The sequence below is a fragment of the Nostoc sp. UIC 10890 genome (genome assembly GCF_054786515.1).
On the sequence record NZ_JBSGKF010000001.1, the window covers coordinates 6,920,316 to 6,941,644 of the forward strand.

At 38.9% G+C, this 21,329-nt stretch carries 13 protein-coding genes; all 13 read left to right on the plus strand.

Annotated elements, in window-relative coordinates; genetic code table 11:
* Window positions 1-291 precede the first annotated feature (291 nt).
* The 13 genes from ACWATR_RS28680 (at window position 292) to ACWATR_RS28740 (ending at window position 21,329) form a co-directional block, all read left to right on the plus strand.
* On the plus strand, window positions 292-681 hold the full coding sequence (locus ACWATR_RS28680) for a 6-pyruvoyl trahydropterin synthase family protein (RefSeq protein WP_094330707.1): 390 nt from the start codon (window positions 292-294) through the stop codon (window positions 679-681).
* Entirely contained in the window at window positions 674-2,821 is a 2,148-nt protein-coding gene (gene dpdA, locus ACWATR_RS28685; RefSeq protein ID WP_460339585.1) for a tRNA-guanine transglycosylase DpdA, read from the plus strand. Before ACWATR_RS28680 ends, dpdA begins: the two co-directional genes overlap by 8 nt.
* 97 nt (window positions 2,822-2,918) lie before the next feature.
* Window positions 2,919-3,746, plus strand: a complete 828-nt coding sequence (locus ACWATR_RS28690) for a hypothetical protein (RefSeq protein ID WP_460339587.1) — start codon at window positions 2,919-2,921, stop codon at window positions 3,744-3,746.
* A 406-nt stretch (window positions 3,747-4,152) separates the two neighbouring features.
* Window positions 4,153-7,488, plus strand: coding sequence for a protein DpdE (gene dpdE, locus ACWATR_RS28695; RefSeq protein ID WP_460339589.1), 3,336 nt, complete (start codon window positions 4,153-4,155; stop codon window positions 7,486-7,488).
* Window positions 7,485-10,013, plus strand: coding sequence for a protein DpdF (dpdF, locus tag ACWATR_RS28700; RefSeq protein ID WP_460339591.1), 2,529 nt, complete (start codon window positions 7,485-7,487; stop codon window positions 10,011-10,013). Before dpdE ends, dpdF begins: the two co-directional genes overlap by 4 nt.
* Window positions 10,010-10,918 (plus strand): protein DpdG, encoded by a 909-nt coding sequence (dpdG, locus tag ACWATR_RS28705; RefSeq protein ID WP_460339593.1) that lies wholly within the window; start codon window positions 10,010-10,012, stop codon window positions 10,916-10,918. Before dpdF ends, dpdG begins: the two co-directional genes overlap by 4 nt.
* The gene (gene dpdH / locus ACWATR_RS28710; protein WP_460339596.1) at window positions 10,915-14,010 is read left to right on the plus strand and encodes a protein DpdH; all 3,096 of its coding nucleotides are present in this window, start codon (window positions 10,915-10,917) and stop codon (window positions 14,008-14,010) included. The genes dpdG and dpdH overlap by 4 nt, the downstream gene beginning before the upstream one ends.
* Window positions 14,001-14,705: a hypothetical protein gene (locus ACWATR_RS28715; RefSeq protein ID WP_460339598.1), complete on the plus strand. Its 705-nt coding sequence runs from the start codon at window positions 14,001-14,003 to the stop codon at window positions 14,703-14,705. The genes dpdH and ACWATR_RS28715 overlap by 10 nt, the downstream gene beginning before the upstream one ends.
* Before the next feature lie 23 nt (window positions 14,706-14,728).
* Window positions 14,729-19,252, plus strand: a complete 4,524-nt coding sequence (dpdJ, locus tag ACWATR_RS28720) for a protein DpdJ (protein ID WP_460339600.1) — start codon at window positions 14,729-14,731, stop codon at window positions 19,250-19,252.
* A 39-nt stretch (window positions 19,253-19,291) separates the two neighbouring features.
* Window positions 19,292-19,786: a DUF4365 domain-containing protein gene (locus ACWATR_RS28725; protein WP_460339602.1), complete on the plus strand. Its 495-nt coding sequence runs from the start codon at window positions 19,292-19,294 to the stop codon at window positions 19,784-19,786.
* A complete protein-coding gene (locus ACWATR_RS28730) occupies window positions 19,783-20,325 on the plus strand; it encodes a hypothetical protein (protein WP_460339604.1) in 543 nt (180 codons plus the stop codon). The genes ACWATR_RS28725 and ACWATR_RS28730 overlap by 4 nt, the downstream gene beginning before the upstream one ends.
* 237 nt (window positions 20,326-20,562) lie before the next feature.
* Window positions 20,563-20,922: a hypothetical protein gene (locus tag ACWATR_RS28735; RefSeq protein ID WP_460339606.1), complete on the plus strand. Its 360-nt coding sequence runs from the start codon at window positions 20,563-20,565 to the stop codon at window positions 20,920-20,922.
* Between the two features lie 62 nt (window positions 20,923-20,984).
* On the plus strand, window positions 20,985-21,329 hold the full coding sequence (locus ACWATR_RS28740; RefSeq protein ID WP_460339608.1) for a hypothetical protein: 345 nt from the start codon (window positions 20,985-20,987) through the stop codon (window positions 21,327-21,329).

Sequence of the window (21,329 nt, forward strand, 5' to 3'; positions counted from 1 at the left end):
AATTATAATTTTTGCTTAATAGGATGCTGTAGTTGCGTTTGTCTGTGATCCAGGATTGCAACCTATTAATAATGAAGCTGAACCTGCCCTAAGATATGCTTTTTGTCATTGCACGGCGTATTAGCTATGGTATATGGTACGCGTACCTCTGAAGGTAGTTTGGCTTACTGTTCTGTCTTGGGACTTTAGGAGATGATGCAGAAGTACCCTTTAAGGCAATGAAGTAGCAATCAGTACTGAAATTGCTGAATACGGGCTTTAATTTTGTGTTGGTAGATAAAGGAATACTAAATGCCTAAATGGAAACTAGTAACAGAATTTACATTTGATAGCGCCCATTACATTAAAGATTATGATGGGCCATGTGGTAGGATGCACGGGCACAGTTACAAAGTGCGAATTGAGGCAACATCATCGAAGCTACACTCTTCACAATATTGTCCCCATCCAGTTATGGTTGCTGATTTCAAAACCTTACGCTGGGCTAAACAAGACGTTACAAAAGGTGGGCTAGATCATTGTGTTCTCAATGAGGTATTGCCTCCTGAGTATGAAACGACAGCGGAGATGATTGCCAAATACATCTATGACGTAACTAAGAAGCAAGTGCCTTCTGATGTGCAGCTAAAAGTTGCAGTATCAGAAACCCCCAATTCTTGGGTAGAGTATGAAGATGACTAAATCACCCTTAACAAAACCCTTGGCTTCAACTAGCACACTTTCATGCCCTCGTATAGTAATTATTACTTCTTGTACTGGAAAAAAGCTTCATAACCCAACAAATCAGCTAACAATAGAAGATTTTAAAGACACAGAGAGATTAAGAGAACGCACACAATCACTTTCAGAATTCTCTTGTCCGTCTGGCCAGATGTACACAGGGCTGCAACATCTACGGCTAATGGAGGGGGTGGATATCCTGCGATCGCATTTTGGAAAAGAAGCAGTAGATGTAAAAATCATTTCAGCAGGTTATGGGCTAATCCCGGAAGACAAAGCGATCGTTCCCTACTCTGTCACCTTTAATTCGATGAAGAATGATGAAGTATATTCGTGGGGGAATTATCTCAGAATCCATGAAGATTTTCAACAGGAAATTATCGGATATGATTTAATATTTGTCTTACTTGGGGATAAATACCTGCGTACTTTAAAGCTACCAGTTAAGACTCATTCCCATCAAACTTTCATTTTTTTTGCTTCAAATAAAAGTATAAATTATATAGATTCAGGTAATGCCAAGCTATTAACTTTAACTCTTTCCAATAAGTCTGCATCGCGTTTTAGCTGTGCCTTAGTGGGTTTAAAGGGGCATCTGCTAAAGCTGATTGCTACTGAAGCCAGCAGAGTTCCACATTTATTGGAAAGTATATATAATAATCCAGAAACATTAGAAGAACTTCTAAATAAACAACCAAATCCGTTAGAACTACCTCTTGGAATTTCATTTTCAACGGAGAGGAAATTAAATTTTCAGAATAAAAGCCATAGAAAAAGTAAATATACAGAAGAAGAGTTATGTTATATTCTAAAATTACCAGTTGCAGTTAATCAGCATTTAAAAATGCAATATTTTATTCCTGAATGGGATGATAAAGTAGATGCTGGATATGACTTTTTACAGGATAAATTTAGTCCTAATCGTAAGGCTTGCAAAGATGATATTTATGCTCATGAAGAAAAAATATATGAAAAACCCAACTATGACGGTATTTTAGTATCTAAGATAGTTGTTGATAAGAGAAAATCCAAAAGAAATGATATAGAAGCAGCAGGAGGTATTCAAAAATATTTAAAATTCTCAGGAGAAATTATGGGGGATTGTGGAGCTTTTGGATATATCAAGCAGCCAGAACCTCCATATAATACTATAGAAATTTTAGATTATTATCAGCGGCTAGGCTTCCATTATGGGGTAAGTATTGACCACTTAATTGTGGGGCCATTTGCACAGCCTGGAATTAGAGAAGAACGTTACGATCTTACTTTGCGAAACGCAGAAGAATTTATATCAAAACACCAAAAATTTGGATATACATTTACCCCTATTGGTGTCGCTCAAGGTTGGAGTCCTGAAACTTATGCTGAGGCAGTAAAAAAACTGGTTGAAATGGAATATGACTATATTGCTATAGGAGGAGTTGCCAGGACACCAACCATAGAAATTCTAGAAATATTGAAAGAAGTTTATCAACATTTAACACCCAAAACTAGATTACATTTATTTGGAGTAGGACGTATTGATGCTCTTCCTTATTTCCGCCATTTGGGAGTAACTAGTTTTGACTCAGCAAGTCCATTACGTAAAGCTTGGTTTGATGCAGTAGAGAATTATCATACTTTAAGTGGTAAAGCTTACGCTGCTGTGCGTATTCCTTTTGTAGATAAGCAGTCACAACGAATTAAACATTTGTTATCGTCAGGTTATGAACGTGAAACTCTCAAGCAGCTTGAGCAAGAAGCATTAAAAGCTATTCGGGAATATGATAAAGGCAATCTATCACTAGATGAATCTCTTAATAAATTACTTGCTTACGATGAGTTATTAGAATTACCTCGTGACGGTATAGTAAACCCGACAGCTAAAGCTAGACGTTTAAGACAACACACTCAATTGTATAGGGAATTATTAGAAGTAAAACCTTGGCAGGAATGTGAGTGTAAAATCTGTCAAAACCTAGACTGTAGAGTAGAAACAATTATTTTTCGTGGTAATGACCGTAATCGTAGACGTGGTTTTCACAACACTTATGTATTTTATAAGCGTTTTCAACAATTTCTGAATGCTGAAAATTGTAATATTGATAGTACTAAAGAATAAATCTAACGGTTCGACTTCGCTCACCGTTAGCCCTGAGCGGAGCCGAAGGGCTAATCTAGAATTTAGATAAACTCAATTCTACTTTATTAAGATAGATATGAATATTGAACATAAATTTCTTCCAGTATTTTCAGTAGACTGGTTAGGTTTATTCAATAGATTAAGGAATTTACAAGGTAATTACGGTATCTTGGCACCTATCTCATCTAACAAAAGTCTTTTAAGGGTTATCCGTGATTTTAATAAACCTTTTTTTATAGATAGTGGCGTTTTTGGTAATCAAGATTTTCCTTGGTATTATGAAACATATTCTGAATACTTTTATAACCGTTGGGTACGTAAACGAAAATTTGCTTCTGAACAACATTTGCGGCATAAAATCAGAGAATATCTAGAACGCTGCGATCAATTTTCGCCTGATTTTATTTTTACACAAGATATTTTTGGAGAGCCATTACTATCACTTCATTTAGCTAGATTAACTTGGGAAGAGTATTGGCAAAAGCCAAGGAAATATACTTTGATTGGTGTTGTTCAAGTAGGATATTCAATTTATAATTGGCAACAAAAGTTGGTTCCTCAATTAAATTCTTTTCCTCCTCATTATGATTCACCCAAAAGTTTTTTAACTTCTTTGATTAGTGTTTATCGGGATATTGGTTATGATTACATCGCCTTGGGCGGATTGTTGAAAGTTGATAAAACTAGAACTACAGGCTTAAAATTTGGTTTGTCTGTAGAGCAACTTGATGAACTATTAGCTTGGAGCCGACCAGAATTTGTCTTGGGAGGACTGTCGTTAACCCGAACAGAAGTGTTGAGAAAACACAATGTCTGGGCAGATTCTACTGGTTGGTTGTGGTGGAACGAGCAATATGACAGCAAGTTTCGTAATAGGAATGGTTTCCAAGAAGTTTTAATGTAGCTAATATTTATTATTTATCCAGTACTTTTACTGATATTTGTGTTTAGAACAATAAATCATTGGTTTTTCTTTTTAAGGAAAGCATAATAAATATATACTTATCTACCTCTGGGTGTACTATCGGTAAATTTATAGTGATGCAAATTTATTTCTTACACACCAAGCTGCAAAAATTAGCAAATTGGAAAATATATGGTGACAAGTTAGTTTGTGACTCACCTTTTACCACAGTAGTAGGACACCTAGAGTTATGCTGTTGCCTAAGTTTAGATTATGCTAGGCTCGGCGTTAACGGTGTCTCTTTGTTAGAGAAGCTATCTCGGAAGAAGCGAATAGCACGCGGATACAATACGCTATGTGCGTGCTACAGGAAGGTTAATGCTAACGTACTTAGTGGACTTGGAGTATGATAACACTTGGTTCGTTGGTAAGTTCCCGAAACAACAGCTTGGGCATAGGGAAGGTCATTGATATATCTGATGCCAATGCAAATGTTGAGTATTTTTGTTCTATAGGGCAACGTCTTCAAAAAACTTTACCTTTAAGTTCGCTCTCTGAAGTCAGACTTGAACCCCAGGCTCGATGCTATATTAAGTCTCATACTCAGGATAAATGGATAGTTGGCAGAGTTTTCATCTGGGATGAAGATACAGAAATGTATCAAATTGATTTACCAGATAAGAAAACTGCGATCGCTACTGAAGAAGACATTTACGTTCGTTGTAATCTCCCAAATACAGACCCCATTGAAACTTTAGCGATGAAGGGGCAAGAAACGCCCTATTTCCACGATAGACGCTTTGCTTTTGTTAAATGCTTAATTTTACAACGCGCTGTCAGTCGGGGAATGACGGGATTAATTTCCGCCAATATTAAACTTTATCCACATCAAGTTGAAGTTGTCCGTCGTGTACTTGAAGACCCGATTCAACGATATTTATTAGCGGATGAAGTTGGACTGGGAAAAACCATCGAAGCTGGTGCTATTCTTCGTCAATATTTATTAGATGAACCTTCTGGACGTGCGGTAGTGCTAGTTCCGCAATATTTACTGGAACAATGGCAGCAGGAATTAGAAAATAAGTTTTACATCTCCCACTTTCTCAAGCGGGTAGCAGTGCTGGCGATTGAGGATATCCACAAAATCAACCCGAAAGCGAGTATTGGCTTGCTAATTTTAGATGAAGCACACCACATCGCAGCAATGGCGACCTCTAACGATGCAACTGTGCTACAGCGTTTTGAGACTTGCAAAAATATTGCTCATAAAAGCGATCGCCTGCTTTTATTATCGGCTACCCCGGTTCTCAACCACGAACAAGATTTTCTAGCAATGCTGCATCTGCTCGATCCGACAACTTATCAACTTGATGATTTAGCAGGTTTTCGTGACCGGGTGCTAAAACGCCAAGATATTGGTCGAATTCTCCTATCATTTAAAGAAGGTGCGAACCCCTTTGTCCTGAAAACTAATCTCAAACAACTCCGCAACCTGTTTGCTGAAGATGAGTATTTACTTGAATTGGTTGACAATCTAGAAAATAGTTTACAAGCAAAGGCTGGCGATACAGTTGAAATTGTCAGGGCAATTCGTATCCATATTAGCGATACCTACAGACTTCACCGCCGGATGCTTCGCAATCGTCGTGCTTCCGTAGAAGATGTAATCTTTGACCGTAATATTGCACTGAGAACCGAGTACGATTTAGATGAGCGATCGCCTGACATCCACGAACTAATTGAGGAGTGGCGTGAAGTAGCTCCTGATGACAAACAATATCACCAGATTTTTCTATTGTTTTTCCGTGCTTCTGGTACTTGGCTGGGTATTTTAAAACAGGTAATTCAAGCACGTTTAAGTGGTGTGTCCACTGCGGAATTAATTCAGGAGTTTGGTGCTGATAGTGTTCGCATCCTGACTGAAACTCCTAAATTTGCTAACGGGGAAGCAAATATTTTGCAAAGCCTACTGCAAATTATAGAACAACCGTCAGAGGATGGCGATGCCTTCGGCGCTGCGTTTAGCGCAGATCGCCTCGAATTACTCAACACAGTCATCCTCTATCAACTCTGCGAACCTTTAAAATTACAATCCTTGAAATTCAACCTCCCTAAATTGCTTGCAGAGGTTCAACAACGGCTAAAAAGACCGATACCGGGAGACAGTCTGCCTAAAATTGTTATATTTACCAGTTTTGTGCAAACTTGCGCGGAAATTGTTCGTTACTTGAGCGATCGTTTTGGTGAGGGAACTATCGTCAGTCACCAAGTTGGACAAACTAGGTTTCAAGTGGAGGAGAACTTAAATCGGTTTAAAAAAGACCCTAAATGCTTTATTTTAGTTTGCGACTCCTCCGGCGAAGAAGGTCGTAACTTACAATTTACCAACTACATGATATGTTTTGACTTGCCTTGGTCGCCAAATCGCCTAGAACAAAGAATTGGTAGAATAGACCGGATTGGTCGTTTATTGAAAGTTGAGTTTACAGTATTTGCTGGCGTAGACTTACCCGATAGTCTCCATGATGCATGGTATCGCTTATTGAAAGAAGGGTTTAATATTTTTGGGCAATCTATTGCCAGTCTCCAATTTTATGTTGATGAAAAATTACCCTTATTAGCAGAAATTCTGTTTAAATCGGGTGCAAATGGACTATTAGAAAGCATAGAAATCATTCAAAAAGAAATTCAGCAAGAACAAGTAAAAATTAGCGAACAAAATGCCCTAGATGAAATTGATGCTCTGGATGAGAATGCTACCCAATATTTTCAAGCTTTAGACGATTATGATGCCCGTCATCAAGAAATCCAGCAAGTAACTGAAGATTGGATTTGTGGTGCGTTGATATTTGAGCCAATCACTGATCCTAATTTTTCGACACTTAAGCGTTATAAACCTACTGGAAAGACATTAATTCCAGCAAATGATTTAAACAGCAATTTTGCAAGGGTTTTCAAAGAGTTTGGGACTTTCAACCGCAGGGTAGCAAATCAACAGTTTGGTGCAAAACTCTATCGCATTGGTGAAAAATTTGTAGACGCACTATCATCTTATATTCATTGGGACGATCGGGGTCAAGCTTTTGCTATGTGGCGAGTTGCAGAAACTTGGGATTCTGGGGAAGGTGAAGAGTGGTATGGTTTTCGATTTAATTACGTTATTGAAACAAATTTAACGAATTACAAAAACACCACAAAAGATAAAACTTTGCAAAGACGCGTAGATGGGTTATTCCTGCCCATTGTAGAAAGTATATTTATTGATGCACGATATCAACCAATGTGTGCTGTTGAAGATGAAGCATTATTAAATATCCTGCAACGTCCTTATAATGGCAAAGGCGGTAAATATCGAGATTACAACTTAGCCAAAAGTCGTTTATCTATTCTTGATAATTTTATTGAGTCTAGCAGGTGGCAAGAATTTTGCTATCACGCGCGTGATACATCTTTAGAATTACTCAGTCAGCGTCCTGAATTTATTTCATTATGTGAAAATAGCGCCATCCGTGCTGAACAAAAGTTAGGTAAGAGACTAGACCAATTGCGCTTGCGTCTCAATCGACTTACTAACCAAGAGCGAATTTATAATACGGTACTGGAGCAAGAACTCAATAACGAAACGGCATTAAACCAAGTAATTATCGAAGGAATTCGTCATCCTAGCATTCGTCTTGATTCTGTTGGTTTTATTATCGTTTCTGGGCGACCTCCAGCTAAATCTGAGGAGGATGATTTATGATTGACTCATTCTCAGAACTTCGGGAAATTCTCAAAACAGGTAAAATTCCTGAAGATATTAGTAATGTTTCAGAACCTTGTCATCGGCGCTTGTTGGATGCACTGCGTAACTCGTCTGGGTCTGGGGACATTGTTAGTCTGGTGCGTCATGTGTTGCGGCACGAGGATGCAAAACAGGGTGGAAGTTCTGCAACGACTCTTTTAGTACCTTGCAAACCTCCTTTTCCTAATCGCAGTATTTGGGAGTCGGCTAGTATAACCGTGCTGCGCGAAGATAAAGAACACTATCTCATCAGCGCCCGTGCTTGGCAACCAGAATGGCTTGACCTGGCTGACCAATATCCGCCAGATGCACCTTTATTTAAAGAAGAAAACCGACGGAATTATGAACCAGTTGTCGGCGACCCATTTTTGCAACTCGTAGGGTTAGATGCTTATCGTAGTATCGGACAGCGTGAAGCAATTCGTGCAGTTTTGACTGCTCCTGATAAATCAACTTTAATTATTAACTTACCTACGGGTGCGGGAAAAAGCCTTTGCGCTCAACTACCTGCATTGCTGAACTCCAGAAACAATGATGGTGTCAGCGTGGTAGTTGTCCCGACTACAGCATTGGCTATTGACCAAGAACGGGCATTAAAACCTTTTGTACATCATGCCACAGCTTATTATAGCGATGATTCTGTGGAGGGTAAAGAAAGAAGAGCAGGGATACGCGATCGCATTCGCGCAGGAACCCAAAGGATAATTTTTACCTCTCCTGAAAGTTTAATGGGTTCTCTAGCATCTTCTCTCTATGAGGCTGCCAAATTGGGCATGTTGAGGTATTTTATTATCGATGAAGCGCACATGGTAGAGCAATGGGGTGATAATTTTCGTACCGCCTTTCAAGAAATTCCTGGTTTGCGAAGAGATTTATTGCGGCATAGTTCTTTCACAACTTTATTATTAACAGCTACATTAACCGAATCCTGTTTAGATACCCTCGAAACATTATTTGGGAAAGATTTACAAGTTATATCTGCTGTACAGTTGCGACCAGAGCCTGCTTATTGGTTTAAGCGATGTGAGAGTGAAGAAGTTAGAAAACAAAGGCTACTTGAGGCAGTCTATCATCTTCCCCGTCCGTTAATTATTTACGGAACTAAAGTTAAAGATGTCGAGGATTGGAAACGAGAATTAACCCGCGCTGGATTTAAAAGATGTGACCTGATGACAGGTAAATCTACTCCTCAGCAACGGGAGCAACTAATTGAAAAATGGCGAGAAGGGAAGATTGATATAGTTGTTGCTACTTCTGCCTTTGGATTAGGTATAGACCAATCAGATGTCAGAGCAGTAATTCATGTTTGTATTCCCGAAACCATTGACCGTTTCTATCAAGAAGTCGGACGGGGAGGAAGAGATGGTAAAGCTTGTATGTCGCTAACATTATATACAACTGAAGACTTCGGAATTGCCGAAGGACTAAATGATAACTCACCGATAACTATTGAATTGGGTTTGCAACGTTGGCAAACTATGTTTCATAAAAAAGAAACTATAGGTGATGGACGCTTTCGTGTACCAATAGAAACGCCTCGTTCATTTCAAGACAAAACTATTGATAAAATCAATAACCAAAATAGGGCTTGGAATATCCGCACGTTAACGCTGATGAACCGAGCAAATCTCATTGAAATTGACTCAGAGGAACCTCCTCAAAAGAAAAATTTTGAATCAGAAGAAGCTTATGAAGCTGCTTGGAACTTGTACCAAAATTCTCGCAGTATTCGTATCCGTAATCAGCTTCACTTAGAAAAATTTATTTGGGAATCCGAAGTTGAACCAGTTCGCCATAAACGCCAAAACTGGAGTTATAAAAACCTTGAACTGATGAAAGAGGCTTTAAAAGCTAAACGTTGTATTTCAAAAATATTTGCAGAAGCATATAGCATTCCCTCACGTCACACTCCAGAAACCAGAAATCCGGTGATAGTTTTTCGTGCTTGTGGAGGTTGTCCTGTTTGTAGAAAAAATGGAGTCACACCTTTTCCGGGAATAATGCCTGCTTCTAGACCTGTATGGCAAAAACCCAATTTTATTCAGGGTAAAGAAATCCAAAGGTTGCTTGCAGGTGAAAAAATCCTGCTTATTTTCTATGATTCGCTGGAACAATTAAATAAGTTTTCAAGAGGTAGAAAATTATTTAAGTGGTTAATAGAACAGGGTATGAGGAATATTGTAATTTCTCCAGAATATAATCAATTTTTGAAAGAAACTAGTAGAATCCATAACTCATTTATTTTTCTATTTGATAGTTACGAAGGTGTGCTAATGCCACGAATACCTACTCTGATTTTTCATCCTCCAGGAACACCTCTACCTGCAAAATATTTATCTAATTACAGTACATCAAGCACAACACGCATCATTTTACTTCCTATAAATACACCAGACCCAGAGAGAGAAGACCGACTATTAATTAATATTTTTTCAGGCAGATATTTTAAGTTTGATGTATTTTGTACAGAGGTTAGTATATGAGTATCTTAAAAACTGGAAGAGCAAAATCCAGTCGTATTCAAGGAATATTTAGGTATTTACTTCAAGTCGAAGGACAAAGGAAGAATAAAAATTCATTAGAAAATATAATGTCTCCTGAAAAACTAGTTGAACATATTCCAGAAAATAAGGAAAGATTGAAAGACAAAAAAATATCACGTCCTATGTTTAATGATTCTCTTAGAGAAAGTATTAAGTGTGGTCTATTAGTAAAAGAAGATGAAGAAATTGCTATTAACCCAGATTTACCAGAAGATGCTCGAAATCCACTATTAGGTAACAAGTTATTACCTGATACTCTTACTAATCTATTTTTTGCTTCTAATAACGAAGATGAAGAAGACTTTGGCCGGGTTTGTGCTTGGTATTTAGCGCAAAATATCTATGATGCACCTGGAAATGCAAAAGAAGTGGAAAATCAGGTTAGCGAACAAAAAGTAGGCGATTTTTTGAAAATGACTAGTGACCCCTTCTTTAATCAAATGGATGACTGGATGCGTTACTTGGGTTTTGCATGGGGTCATACTTTGGGAGGAAAACCTGTCACAGTTCCCGACCCGACAGCTTATATTAAACGAAATCTTAAGCTTTTGTTTAATGGACAACAAGAAATTACAATTAAAGAGTTTCTTAATAGATTAGCAAAACAATGTCCTTTATTTGAAACCGGAAAGTTTCGAGAAGAGGTAGAATCACAAATTGGGACACGCGAAACTAATTTTCTTTCTAGCAGTACAGCATTTGCCTTATTTCGACTTCACGACGAGGGAGAGATTCAGCTTGAGAGACAATCTGATTCATCCTTTATGATTTTACCAAAAATCAATAACCAAGTTGATAATGATGGGCGAATTTCTCACATTATTTGGAAAGGAGAAAAATCATGACTTTTGAAAAGTTTGTCTGTTGGAAGCTGGATATGATTCGTCAGGTGATGAATGTGGAAGCAACCCAAACTGCAAATCATTTGTTTCTAGCTACACATCATCCTATTGCAATGTATCGTCAGGACTCTATTAAGGCGTTATCACAAAAGGAATATGATGAAGCACAGTTTCTCAAAGATTTTTTAGGTGAAAACGATTTTGCCTTTGTACCTGTTTTGGGTGAGACGGGTACGGGAAAATCTCACCTGATTCGTTGGTTGCAAGCTAAGATACAATCAAACGATAAACGGAAGGTGCTGCTAATTCCCAGAATTGGGACAAATTTAAAAGATATCATTGAAAAGATTTTAAATATTGCAGAATTTGAGGCAGATAAATTAGATGAGTACCGCAAACGTTTAAATCAATCGAGCCGTACTTTCACAGATAAGGGTGCAAGAGAACAATTATTAAATAATTTAGCTTTTCAAGTTGGCATTAACGGACAACATACACGCGCTAAACTTGCTGATGAGGAAACTCAGGAATATCTAATAGAAAATTTACCTGCTTTGCTATATGATGATTTTTTTCGAGAACATTTATTAAGAGATGGAGAGATTATTCATCGTTTAGTAATTCATACACTGGGTTATCAATATACTATTGAAGATATTAATGAACGGCGTGAGTTTTCTATCGAAGATTTGCCTCTTAATATTTTAGATATTCAAAAAGCTGGAGAAAAGGCGCGAGAATTTTATAGTTTATTAATAAATGATGAGGATATACAAAAGCAAACTGTAATTTGGTTAAACTCTAATTTAGATGAAGCTATCACCCAAGTTTTGAATTTTGGTCGAGAAGACTTGCAACAATTAATGCGCGAAGTCCGAGAGACATTAGCAGAAAAAAATATTGAATTAGTACTTTTAATTGAAGATTTTGCTAAATTACAAGGTATTGATAGAGAAGTACTAGAAGCAGTTTTAGCAAGACCTCAGCAAGCTGGAAATAAGCCATTATGTGCTATGCGTACAGCCTTAGCTTGTACTACAGGTTATTTTAAAAATTTGATTGATACAGTGCAACAGCGCGTTACCTTCAGCGTCAATCTTAATATTGATACAGTTGGTGAAAAATCTTTAATTACTCAGAATGATATTCAAGTATTTGTTGCGAGATATCTAAATGCTGTTCGCTTAGAAGAAAAAGAAATTGAAAACTGGGCTAATTCTCAAAATAGAGATGAAATAGAAAGTGCTTGTAGCGGATGCGAATATTCCCACGCTTGTCATACAGGATTTGGTCATGTTCAGGGAATGGGTCTTTATCCTTTCAATTCTAAAGCTTTAGAACAGATGTTTAATAGAGTAAATCCAGGTGAATTTAACCCCAGGATTTTGATTAGAGATGTATTAAAATACACTTTAGAAAATTCTATTGATGATATTGAAAATGGGCGTTTCCCTTCAGTTACTTTAGGAAAACACTTTGGTAACATGAGATTGAGTGCTGAAGTTAGGTTAAATATCCAAGCTAAAGACGCGCAAAATATCAAGCGTCGTGAGGTATTTTTAGATTTGTGGGATGATAGTAATGAGCTTTGCAATTTGTCTCCAGAAGTTCATACTGCTTTTAATTTACCTCTGCTTGATGTCAAGACTAAACCGAGAGAAATTCAGCAGGTTACACCACAACCTCGTAAAGTAACACCAAGCGTTGTAGATCCTTCAGGGGAATATAAGATTGATACTTTAGTTCAGGAAATTCCAGAAACGCTGACAAAAAAACTGGAAATTCTCGACAGTTGGAACAATCAAGAAATTTTACCAGATGCGATCGCTAAAGATATCCGTGAGTTGCTTTTCCCCGCTATCATCGAAAAAATTGAATGGGATACTGAAATGCTGCTGAAAGGTAGTTTCTTCGGTACTGGTGGTAAGTTGGTTCAGCAGCGAAATCTCATTTTCTATAACCCTAAAGTCAAGAGAGGGACTTATTCTGGGGTTATTTTATCGCTTCCCCTGAACCCAGATGATGATAAGGAATTTACAGAAACCGCATACGTATTTCAGGGTATATTAAAGTACAATCAGTATAGGCACTGGAAGTTTGAAAATGGCGATCGCTATTTTCGGATGTATGCAAAGTATCTAGAACGTTGGAGTCAGTATGTCGTTGAAAAAATTCACCTTTATCCCCGCGAGTCTGGTGAACCTTGGAACCCCGTACCTGCGGCGGTAGAATTGCTAGCGATTAGCGCCACGATGGCAGGGCATCCTACTAATACACTCGAAAATTTGATTAATTCTTTGTTTCTAGACTTAGATAAAAGCGATGATACAACTCGTGCATCTAGTTGGAAAAAGCTGTTTGATACTTTTAATCTCAAGAGAAATCGGGAAGCATTATTAGATATTGTTAAAAGTCGAATTGCTTGTACAAAAGGCAGTAATTCAACGTTTCAAATTATTGATGCAATTCAAATTGTTGAACCTTTAGAAAAAGTACGCAAATCTTGGCAACCTCAAGAGCAAATTCCTGAAGATGTCCGCGATAAGTTTCCAGAATTGCAAAAGGTACGTCAACAAGTCGATGAACTGCTAAATAAAGCTATCCAAGAAGAATACGAACGACAGTTAGATATTTATCAGCGTCTAATATCCGAATTGGGAGAAGACGTTAAGACAAAGGATGTTATTGACGCTCTCAAAACTGCAATGGAAGCAGCACAAGATGCAGCTGTATTTCATGGTAACTTTGAAGATATGACAAATGTGCTACATCAATTCATGCCTAGAGCAATTAAAACTTATAGAGAAACAATGAAGCGCGTAAAAACGGAGAAGGAAAATCCGGAGAGTGACATCGGTCAACTACTTCAGTATTTGAGTAAAGATTATGAGAAAGTTATTACTGATTCTTCAAGATTTTTCAATAACACCAATAATTTTCTGGATGCTTCGATTCTTGAAGCAAAAAGTCGTATTAAAGAGTTAGAGCAATCTGCTGGTGCAACAGTAGAATCTAGTTACCAAGAAATTTGTGAGGGATTAACTAAGTTACAGAATCTAATGAATGAAATCAAAGGGGACACAAAATGCTCTTAGAAAAATCACAGGAACTAATTGAGTTATCTCAACGTAAAAAATCTCTGCAAAGTTTTGCAGCTAATCTTCAAATTATTCAAACTAGGCGAAAGCAAATTACTGATGCAATTGCAAGCATTCAGCCGCTTGTCGAAGCATTAAAAGCTTTTCGTCAAAAGGGTATTAACAATATTGATTTAACTCAGAGAGCGGAGTCTATATTAAATTTCGTTATCAATATTGATAATAACTTACAAAATAATCCTGATTGGATTCTCGACAATAAAAACTTTCAAGGTAATATTTTAAAGTCACATATAGTAAACTTAAAAAATACACTAGAAGAGGAATTGAGTAAATCTTGGAAAAGCTACTGCTATGAAAGAATGCCTCGCATTAATAATGAAATACTAAATGTTCTAGCTAGATTAGAAGCTTTTAAACAAACTGTTCGGCAAATTCAGATTATAGATAAAGAAATAAAAGAAGTTGCTTATCCTAAAAATCATGCCGCATTTGAAAGATATGAACTTAGAATTGAACAATTAAAACATTCTTGGTATAGTCTCAAGTCTGATGATTTTCCAGAAGCCGTATCGGATTTCCTCCAAGCAGCATCCGATCAAGGCTCGCCTTTAAATCTTTTAACTCCAGAAGTTCAAGATTGGATTAATAAAAATGGCATTTCTGATTCTTTTAAAATTCGCTTGATTTAAAATAAAGTAAGGGCAAAGCAAGCGTGACTACCAACTGGGATAAAATAATTAGAGAATTTTTAGATAAGTTGGAACGCCAAGAAGTCCAACTTTTGACGTGGGGAATTGTTGATGGTGGATTTTCTGAAGATGAAATTGAAGAACTTGCAGAAGATTTTATAAATACTTGCGAGATTGATGAAGATGTTTGGGATTTTTTAGACCAAATTATTGATCGCAAATTGTTGTTTGAATTCAACCTCAGAGGCGATCGCCTTTTTCGCACCCGGATGGCGGAAGCGGTGAGATTATTTGCCCGTCTTCGCCAACTGTTCCCGAAGAATAATTGGCAAACATCTCCTACCTTAGTTGCTGATTATCGCTTACAAATCCGTCCGAGAATTTATCCCAAAAGATATATCACGCCAGAAGCAGTAATTCAGCAGTTGGAAGCAGACAAACTGCTAACTCCCATACAGCAAAAAGCCGTTACAGCGATATTGCGATCTAACGATCGCGGTGAGGTTCAACTTGCAGACTTCCAGCTACGCGCTACAAGCCGGATGTTGCGGGATTTAAACAGCACAAAAAGTCGCGGGATGATTGTCTGTGCTGGCACAGGAACGGGGAAAACTTTATCTTTTTACCTACCAGCATTGGCGCATATTGCAAGTTTGTTGAAAAAGGATGAGTATTGGTGTAAAGGACTGGTAATTTATCCCCGTAACGAACTTCTCAAAGACCAATTTTCTGAAACCTATCAAGAAGCACGTCGTCTCGATGCTGTCCTCAAAGCAGAAGGTAAGCGTAAAATTCTCATTGGTGCATTTTTTGGCTTAACTCCCAGAAGCGCAATTTTGGATCGGGTGCAGGATAAATGGGAAGCTGAAAGTGGTGGGTTTACTTGTCCTTACCTGCGGTGTCCCAGATGCGAAGGTGCGCTATCTTGGCGGCGGGCTGATGTGGAAGCTGTTAGAGAACAACTTTCTTGTCTCAACCCATCCTGTAGTGCTGTTATCCAAGAAGATGAAGTAATTTTGACACGCGATCGCATGGCGAAAACTCCCCCAGACCTGGTTTTTACCAGCACAGAAATGCTAAATCGGTCTATGGGAGACTCCCGTTACGGTCATATATTTGGCATCGCGGCGGCGAAAAAGCCTCAGCTAGTTTTGTTGGATGAGGTGCATACTTATACAGGTATCCACGGCGCACAAGTTGCTTACCTGCTGCGGCGTTGGCAGAGAATCATTAACAAGAAAATCCAATTTACTGGGCTTTCGGCAACTCTAGAAAGTGCAGCAGAATTTTTCAGTCAACTTACAGGTTTAAACCCTGGTTCAGTGGAAGAAATTTCTCCTGGTGAAGACCAAATTGCTGAGGGGATGGAGTATCAATTGGTTCTCAGGGGCGACCCCGTATCAGGGACAAGTCTTTTATCTACAAGCATCCAAACGGCGATGCTGCTGCGGCGTGTACTCGACCCATCTGAAGACCCCCCTAGCAAAGGTTTCTATGGTTCTCGTGTTTTCGCCTTCACTGATGACCTAGATGTTACCAATCGCTTATTCCACAACCTTTTGGATGCCGAAGGTCGAGATAGTTGGGGTCATCCCTTGCGCGGAAGACAACCATTAGCAGCATTGCGATCGCATAGTGCAACTGATGGTAGAGAAAGGCTGATTGCCGCACAATCCTGGCTATTGTGTGAAGAAATCGGTCACGGTTTGCAACTGCCTTTAACCATTGGGCGCACCAGTTCCCAAGATACCGGAGTTACGCCAAATGCAGATGTGATTGTGGCTACTGCATCTCTGGAAGTGGGATTTAACGACCCAGAAGTTGGAGGTGTCATTCAGCACAAAGCGCCGCGAGATATGGCATCTTTCTTGCAAAGGAAGGGACGGGCGGGACGACGCAGAAGTATGCGACCTTGGACAGTGGTTGTGCTTTCTGATTACGGACGGGACAGAATCGCCTATCAAGGCTACGATCTGCTGTTTAACCCAGTTTTAGAAAAGCGATCGCTTCCCATCGCCAACCGCTATGTTATTCGCATTCAAGCAGTTTTTGCCTTTATGGATTGGGTTGGACAGCAATTAGCTGCAACTAAGGGAAGTGTCTGGAGAGATTTTGCTACTACCGATTTATATTTAATTAACCGCCAGCGACTAGAAATAAAACTGATCGAGAACATCCTGGAAACAGAACCAGGACAACGCAACTTAGAAACATATCTGCAATCAGCACTACACCTTACCAAAGATGAAGTCGAAGCAGTTCTTTGGGAATCGCCCAGGTCATTGATGATGGCGGTGCTTCCCACTTTGCTACGGCGTTTAGAATCTGGTTGGAAGCGCCTTCCGATTCAGCAAGATGAATCAGACAAAGACTATCAAACCCGTGACCCGTTACCTGATTTTGTTCCCCCGAACTTATTTAGTGACCTGCTGTTGCCAGAAGTAACGATTACTACACCAGCACAGACGCGCCACGGTCATCCAGATATTAACCCCATGCCAATTGTCCAAGCCCTGAAAACCTTTACCCCAGGTAGGGCAACGCGCCGTTTCGGGGTGCAGCATATCTATGCAACTCACTGGATTGCACCGCCAGATTTGCAACAAAGAGAACAAGAATTACCCGTAGAAGACTATTGTGCCGAATTTGAAGAAGCAGGGTATTTTCAATTATGGCAAGATGGGCAAGTTGTAGATATTCGCTGCATTCGCCCTTGGGCAATTAATCCTACCCAAGTTCCGCCTAATATTTCAATTACCTCTAACGCCCAATTGGAATGGCGCAGTCAAATTATACCACCCGACTTGGGAATAAAACTCGAACTGCCTCAAGGTTCCCCTTGGTGCAAATTTATTACAGAAGTTTGTTGTTTTACTCATACTCAACAATCGCCGGTGGAAGTGCGGCGGTTTGCGATCGCATCTCATGCTAACATTCGCTTCGACAATGGTCAGGAACTTGATACGACAATTCGCTTCACCCAGAGACAGGATGGTAGTCCTGCGGCTGTGGGATTTGCCCAATCTGTTGACGGTCTAGTATTTCGCTTTTGTATTCCGCCTAATTTCAGCATCAGTCCCAGCGATTCTAATCCAGAGAAGATTCAGGTGTTTCGCACGGCATATTTCCGACATCGGGTATTTACAGATACTAGATTGTGTGAATTAGCAAATGTTTTTCAACGGGAATGGCTTTATCAAATATATATATCGATGCTTACCGCCCGCGCCTTGGCAGACCAAATCTCCCTACATGAAGCTTTTGAGACGCTTTTGGGGGAAAATATGGGTCAAGAAATGGCAAGGGTTCTGGACAATATCTTCCAAACCTTGAACGTCGAAGAAACCCTACTGGAAGAAGGGGAATCTGCACCAGAACAAATTCAGGGACGGCAGAGGGTACATGATAGATTGCTAGCACTTGGCAACGCAGACATCATCCAAACTATATTAAATGACCTGGCACCGATTCTCTGGTCAGAATCTGATGAAGAGTGGCATTCTTGGGCAGCATTACGTTTTAAAGCGACCTTGGGAGGGGCGCTGCTGGATGCTTGCGGACAATTGTGTCCCCATTTTGATTTGGGCGACCTGATTTTAGATATCGATCCCGGCCCGCGTCCACTAGATGCACCTGCTATTTTCGAGGGAGTAGAAGAAATTTGGATAACTGAATCTACCATTGGTGGCGGCGGGGTGATTGAAGAAATCTTGCGGCGCTATGCTGCTGATCCGGCGAATTTTTTCCGATTGGCGGAGAGTGCGTTGTCACCTGCGGATTTTGAGATTGTGGACTCGGAACTGACGCGGTTATTGGAGTTAACCCAAACCAGTGGAGATGTTGCCGATGCAATGACAGATGTGCGGTTAGCCGAAGGACATAGTGAATTAAAACAAGCTAGCGATCGCCTCCGCAAAGTCCTGTCCTCTGAGGGAATTTTGGTAACGCATCCGGTGATGACTGCAATTAACGCACGAGTTTTGCGTCCTGGAAGTACCCCGGAAACCGATAAACTACTGCTGGATTTGATTCGTTTGTGGCATCAGGAAGAAGCGCGTTTAGGTATTGAAATTGATGCACGGGTGTTTGCCTATGTCGCCAGCAACTATGACCAGTTAGATCGGGCATTGTTGCATCTTGGTTTAGTGCAGCCTAATCCCTATTGGCGGTTTCAAGTGATTTATGGGCTGTTGTGGGCGAGAGGAAATATTATTCGTTCTCGCGCCTTATCTTCCTATAATCCCTTTGTTGTGATTCCTGAAGCAGATAGAGAAATTTTACTGGATGTTTTGCAAGTGGGCGATTGTACAGTTTGGCTGAATGAACCCAACTGGCGAGAACAAGTAGAGGAAGCATTTAAGCAAGGTGCATCGGTTTCGCTGATAGCGCCTCCTGATGCGAGAGGAGATTTAAAGTCAGCGATTTTGAGTTTAGCAGTGGAACCGATGGAACTTGGGTTTTTGCAGGTTTACCCATTGGTGGAGGGGGTGCAGAGGTATCCGCGAGGGTTTGGGGTGAGGCTACGGGTACGAGAAACGGTGCAGTGATAATCTGCTTGAAGATAAAGTCTGACCATCCAACACAATATGGATATTAACCAACAAAAAGAACAATTTAGCATCAGTTATATTAGAGCGATCGCTGCCGTTGCAGGTTATTCTTTATATAGACCAGAAGTTGATAACGACAGCGTAGATTTAGGCATAGTTAGCAGAGGTGGTACAGGTAAAATCCTTTCCCCTAGACTAGAACTACAACTAAAATGTACATCTAGAGGTATTCTGGATGAAAACTATATTAAATATCCCCTCAATCTCAAAAATTATAACGATTTAAAAATCAATGCCCTTGTCCCTCGGATTTTAGTAGTCGTTTTAGTTCCCGAAAAAATAACAGACTGGATAAAACAAACAGAATCAGAACTGTGTCTGAGAAATTGTGCTTACTGGGTATCCTTGCGCGGAATGCCAGACACGGAAAATACAACCAATGTTACTATCGAATTACCCCGTAGTAATCAGTTTACGCCAGATGCGCTCCAAGCCATCATTCAACGCATTAGTTTTGGAAATTTGCCATGAAAGTTACTATCAAAGATAGTGAAATACTCAAAACTGTTAACCCTGATGTGCTACAGGCACACTTGCTAGCTACTGGTTGGCATGAAACAGGGCGTATATATAATAATGCCGGGGCAATTTGGCGACTGAAAAAAGATGCCGCCGATGAATATGAAATCTTGCTACCTCTCAAACATGAATTAGGAGATTATGCTGAAAGAATCAGCGATATATTAAAAACATTAGAGATAGTAGAAAATCGTGACCAAGTTGATATATTAAGTGAATTTATTACCAACTATCCCAATTTCACTGTACAAGGTGTAGTTATGCAAATTGCCACTCCTCAAATTGATAAACTGAGTGGAGAAATTACTTTACTATGTACAGTTTTTGATAAATTGCAAGAAATTAAAACTGAACTAGCAGACCATGATTATATCTTAGCGATTAAAGCCTATCAGGAGCGTTTACCAATTCGCTGCACGGGTGATTTAGTAAGAGTTGACAATCATTTTATACTTAAAAATCCTCAAAATTTGCAAATTGACAAAATTTAACTCCAGCCTATCAATATTTTTAGGTTTTTTCTAACTGAGTTCTGATTTTAAGAGTTGTGCAATGCCTTTTCTGTGAAACGCTACGTGAATGAAGGGCGTAATTTAGGGAGTTACAATCATTGGTACAAAACATACCTTTTCCATAACTAAATTTAAGTGTAATTACTGACTTATTTTGACTAATAGTTAAGTTAAATTTTTGGTAGGCAACATCTACTTTTATAAGAATTAACCAAAATGTTAACTTTTTCAATTGGTGAAGTAAAAAATGCACTATCTAAATCTCTTGAGTATTTGCCTGATTTTAATCAGATGAATCCTTTTCAAAAAGGAAAAGTTATTGATTTAACCTTTAAATCAGTTTTGAAGGATTTAATGAATCAGTTTAAAATGAAGCCAGGTATAGATTATGTAGATAATTTGGGTGAGAATGAGCCTGCAACTGATTTTGTAGCTTTATCTCAAAAGGCAGATCAACTAATTACAGGTTTGATGGAAGGAAAGATTATTGCAATAGATGGGTATGTTGCCAAAAGTAAGTTAGGCAAAGAATATGAAGTAAAAGCGCATTTTCGCAGCAATCCGAAAGTAGCTTAAATCTTCTACTCACCGTCTCAAAATAAATACTTTAACAATAATAAAATTCGGCTATTCACAATATGGAATCAAAATTTTTTGAAACTGGTAACTATATATATGAATGCAAAACTTCTCCTACCAATATGGAAGGTGATTTTGATACAGGTTATTTAAAACAATCAATTAAAAAACTTAGACAACGTTGGGATAGAGGAAATCTTCCAAGCGGCTACCGTTATGTCTTTCCAGTTAATTACATTAATGTTGAAAGTATTAACCTCCTCCAAAATTTGCAAAATGATTATCCAAGTGTAGATATAAAATATTATGACTGCGAACACGTTCAAAAACTTTTGATCAATTTAGAGAAAGTTGGTAATTTACAGTCATTGGTTGATTATATTAAGCAAGCAAGAGGTAAATAA

Bases quoted from the DNA above. Each gene is read 5' to 3' on its own strand.
- ACWATR_RS28735 (WP_460339606.1), top strand. From the start codon at position 20,563: ATGTTAACTTTTTCAATTGGTGAAGTAAAAAATGCACTATCTAAATCT.
- ACWATR_RS28725 (WP_460339602.1), top strand. From the start codon at position 19,292: ATGGATATTAACCAACAAAAAGAACAATTTAGCATCAGTTATATTAGA.
- ACWATR_RS28680 (WP_094330707.1), top strand. From the start codon at position 292: ATGCCTAAATGGAAACTAGTAACAGAATTTACATTTGATAGCGCCCAT.
- ACWATR_RS28690 (WP_460339587.1), top strand. From the start codon at position 2,919: ATGAATATTGAACATAAATTTCTTCCAGTATTTTCAGTAGACTGGTTA.
- dpdA (WP_460339585.1), top strand. From the start codon at position 674: ATGACTAAATCACCCTTAACAAAACCCTTGGCTTCAACTAGCACACTT.
- ACWATR_RS28715 (WP_460339598.1), top strand. From the start codon at position 14,001: ATGCTCTTAGAAAAATCACAGGAACTAATTGAGTTATCTCAACGTAAA.
- ACWATR_RS28730 (WP_460339604.1), top strand. From the start codon at position 19,783: ATGAAAGTTACTATCAAAGATAGTGAAATACTCAAAACTGTTAACCCT.
- dpdF (WP_460339591.1), top strand. From the start codon at position 7,485: ATGATTGACTCATTCTCAGAACTTCGGGAAATTCTCAAAACAGGTAAA.
- dpdE (WP_460339589.1), top strand. From the start codon at position 4,153: ATGATAACACTTGGTTCGTTGGTAAGTTCCCGAAACAACAGCTTGGGC.
- ACWATR_RS28740 (WP_460339608.1), top strand. From the start codon at position 20,985: ATGGAATCAAAATTTTTTGAAACTGGTAACTATATATATGAATGCAAA.
- dpdH (WP_460339596.1), top strand. From the start codon at position 10,915: ATGACTTTTGAAAAGTTTGTCTGTTGGAAGCTGGATATGATTCGTCAG.
- dpdG (WP_460339593.1), top strand. From the start codon at position 10,010: ATGAGTATCTTAAAAACTGGAAGAGCAAAATCCAGTCGTATTCAAGGA.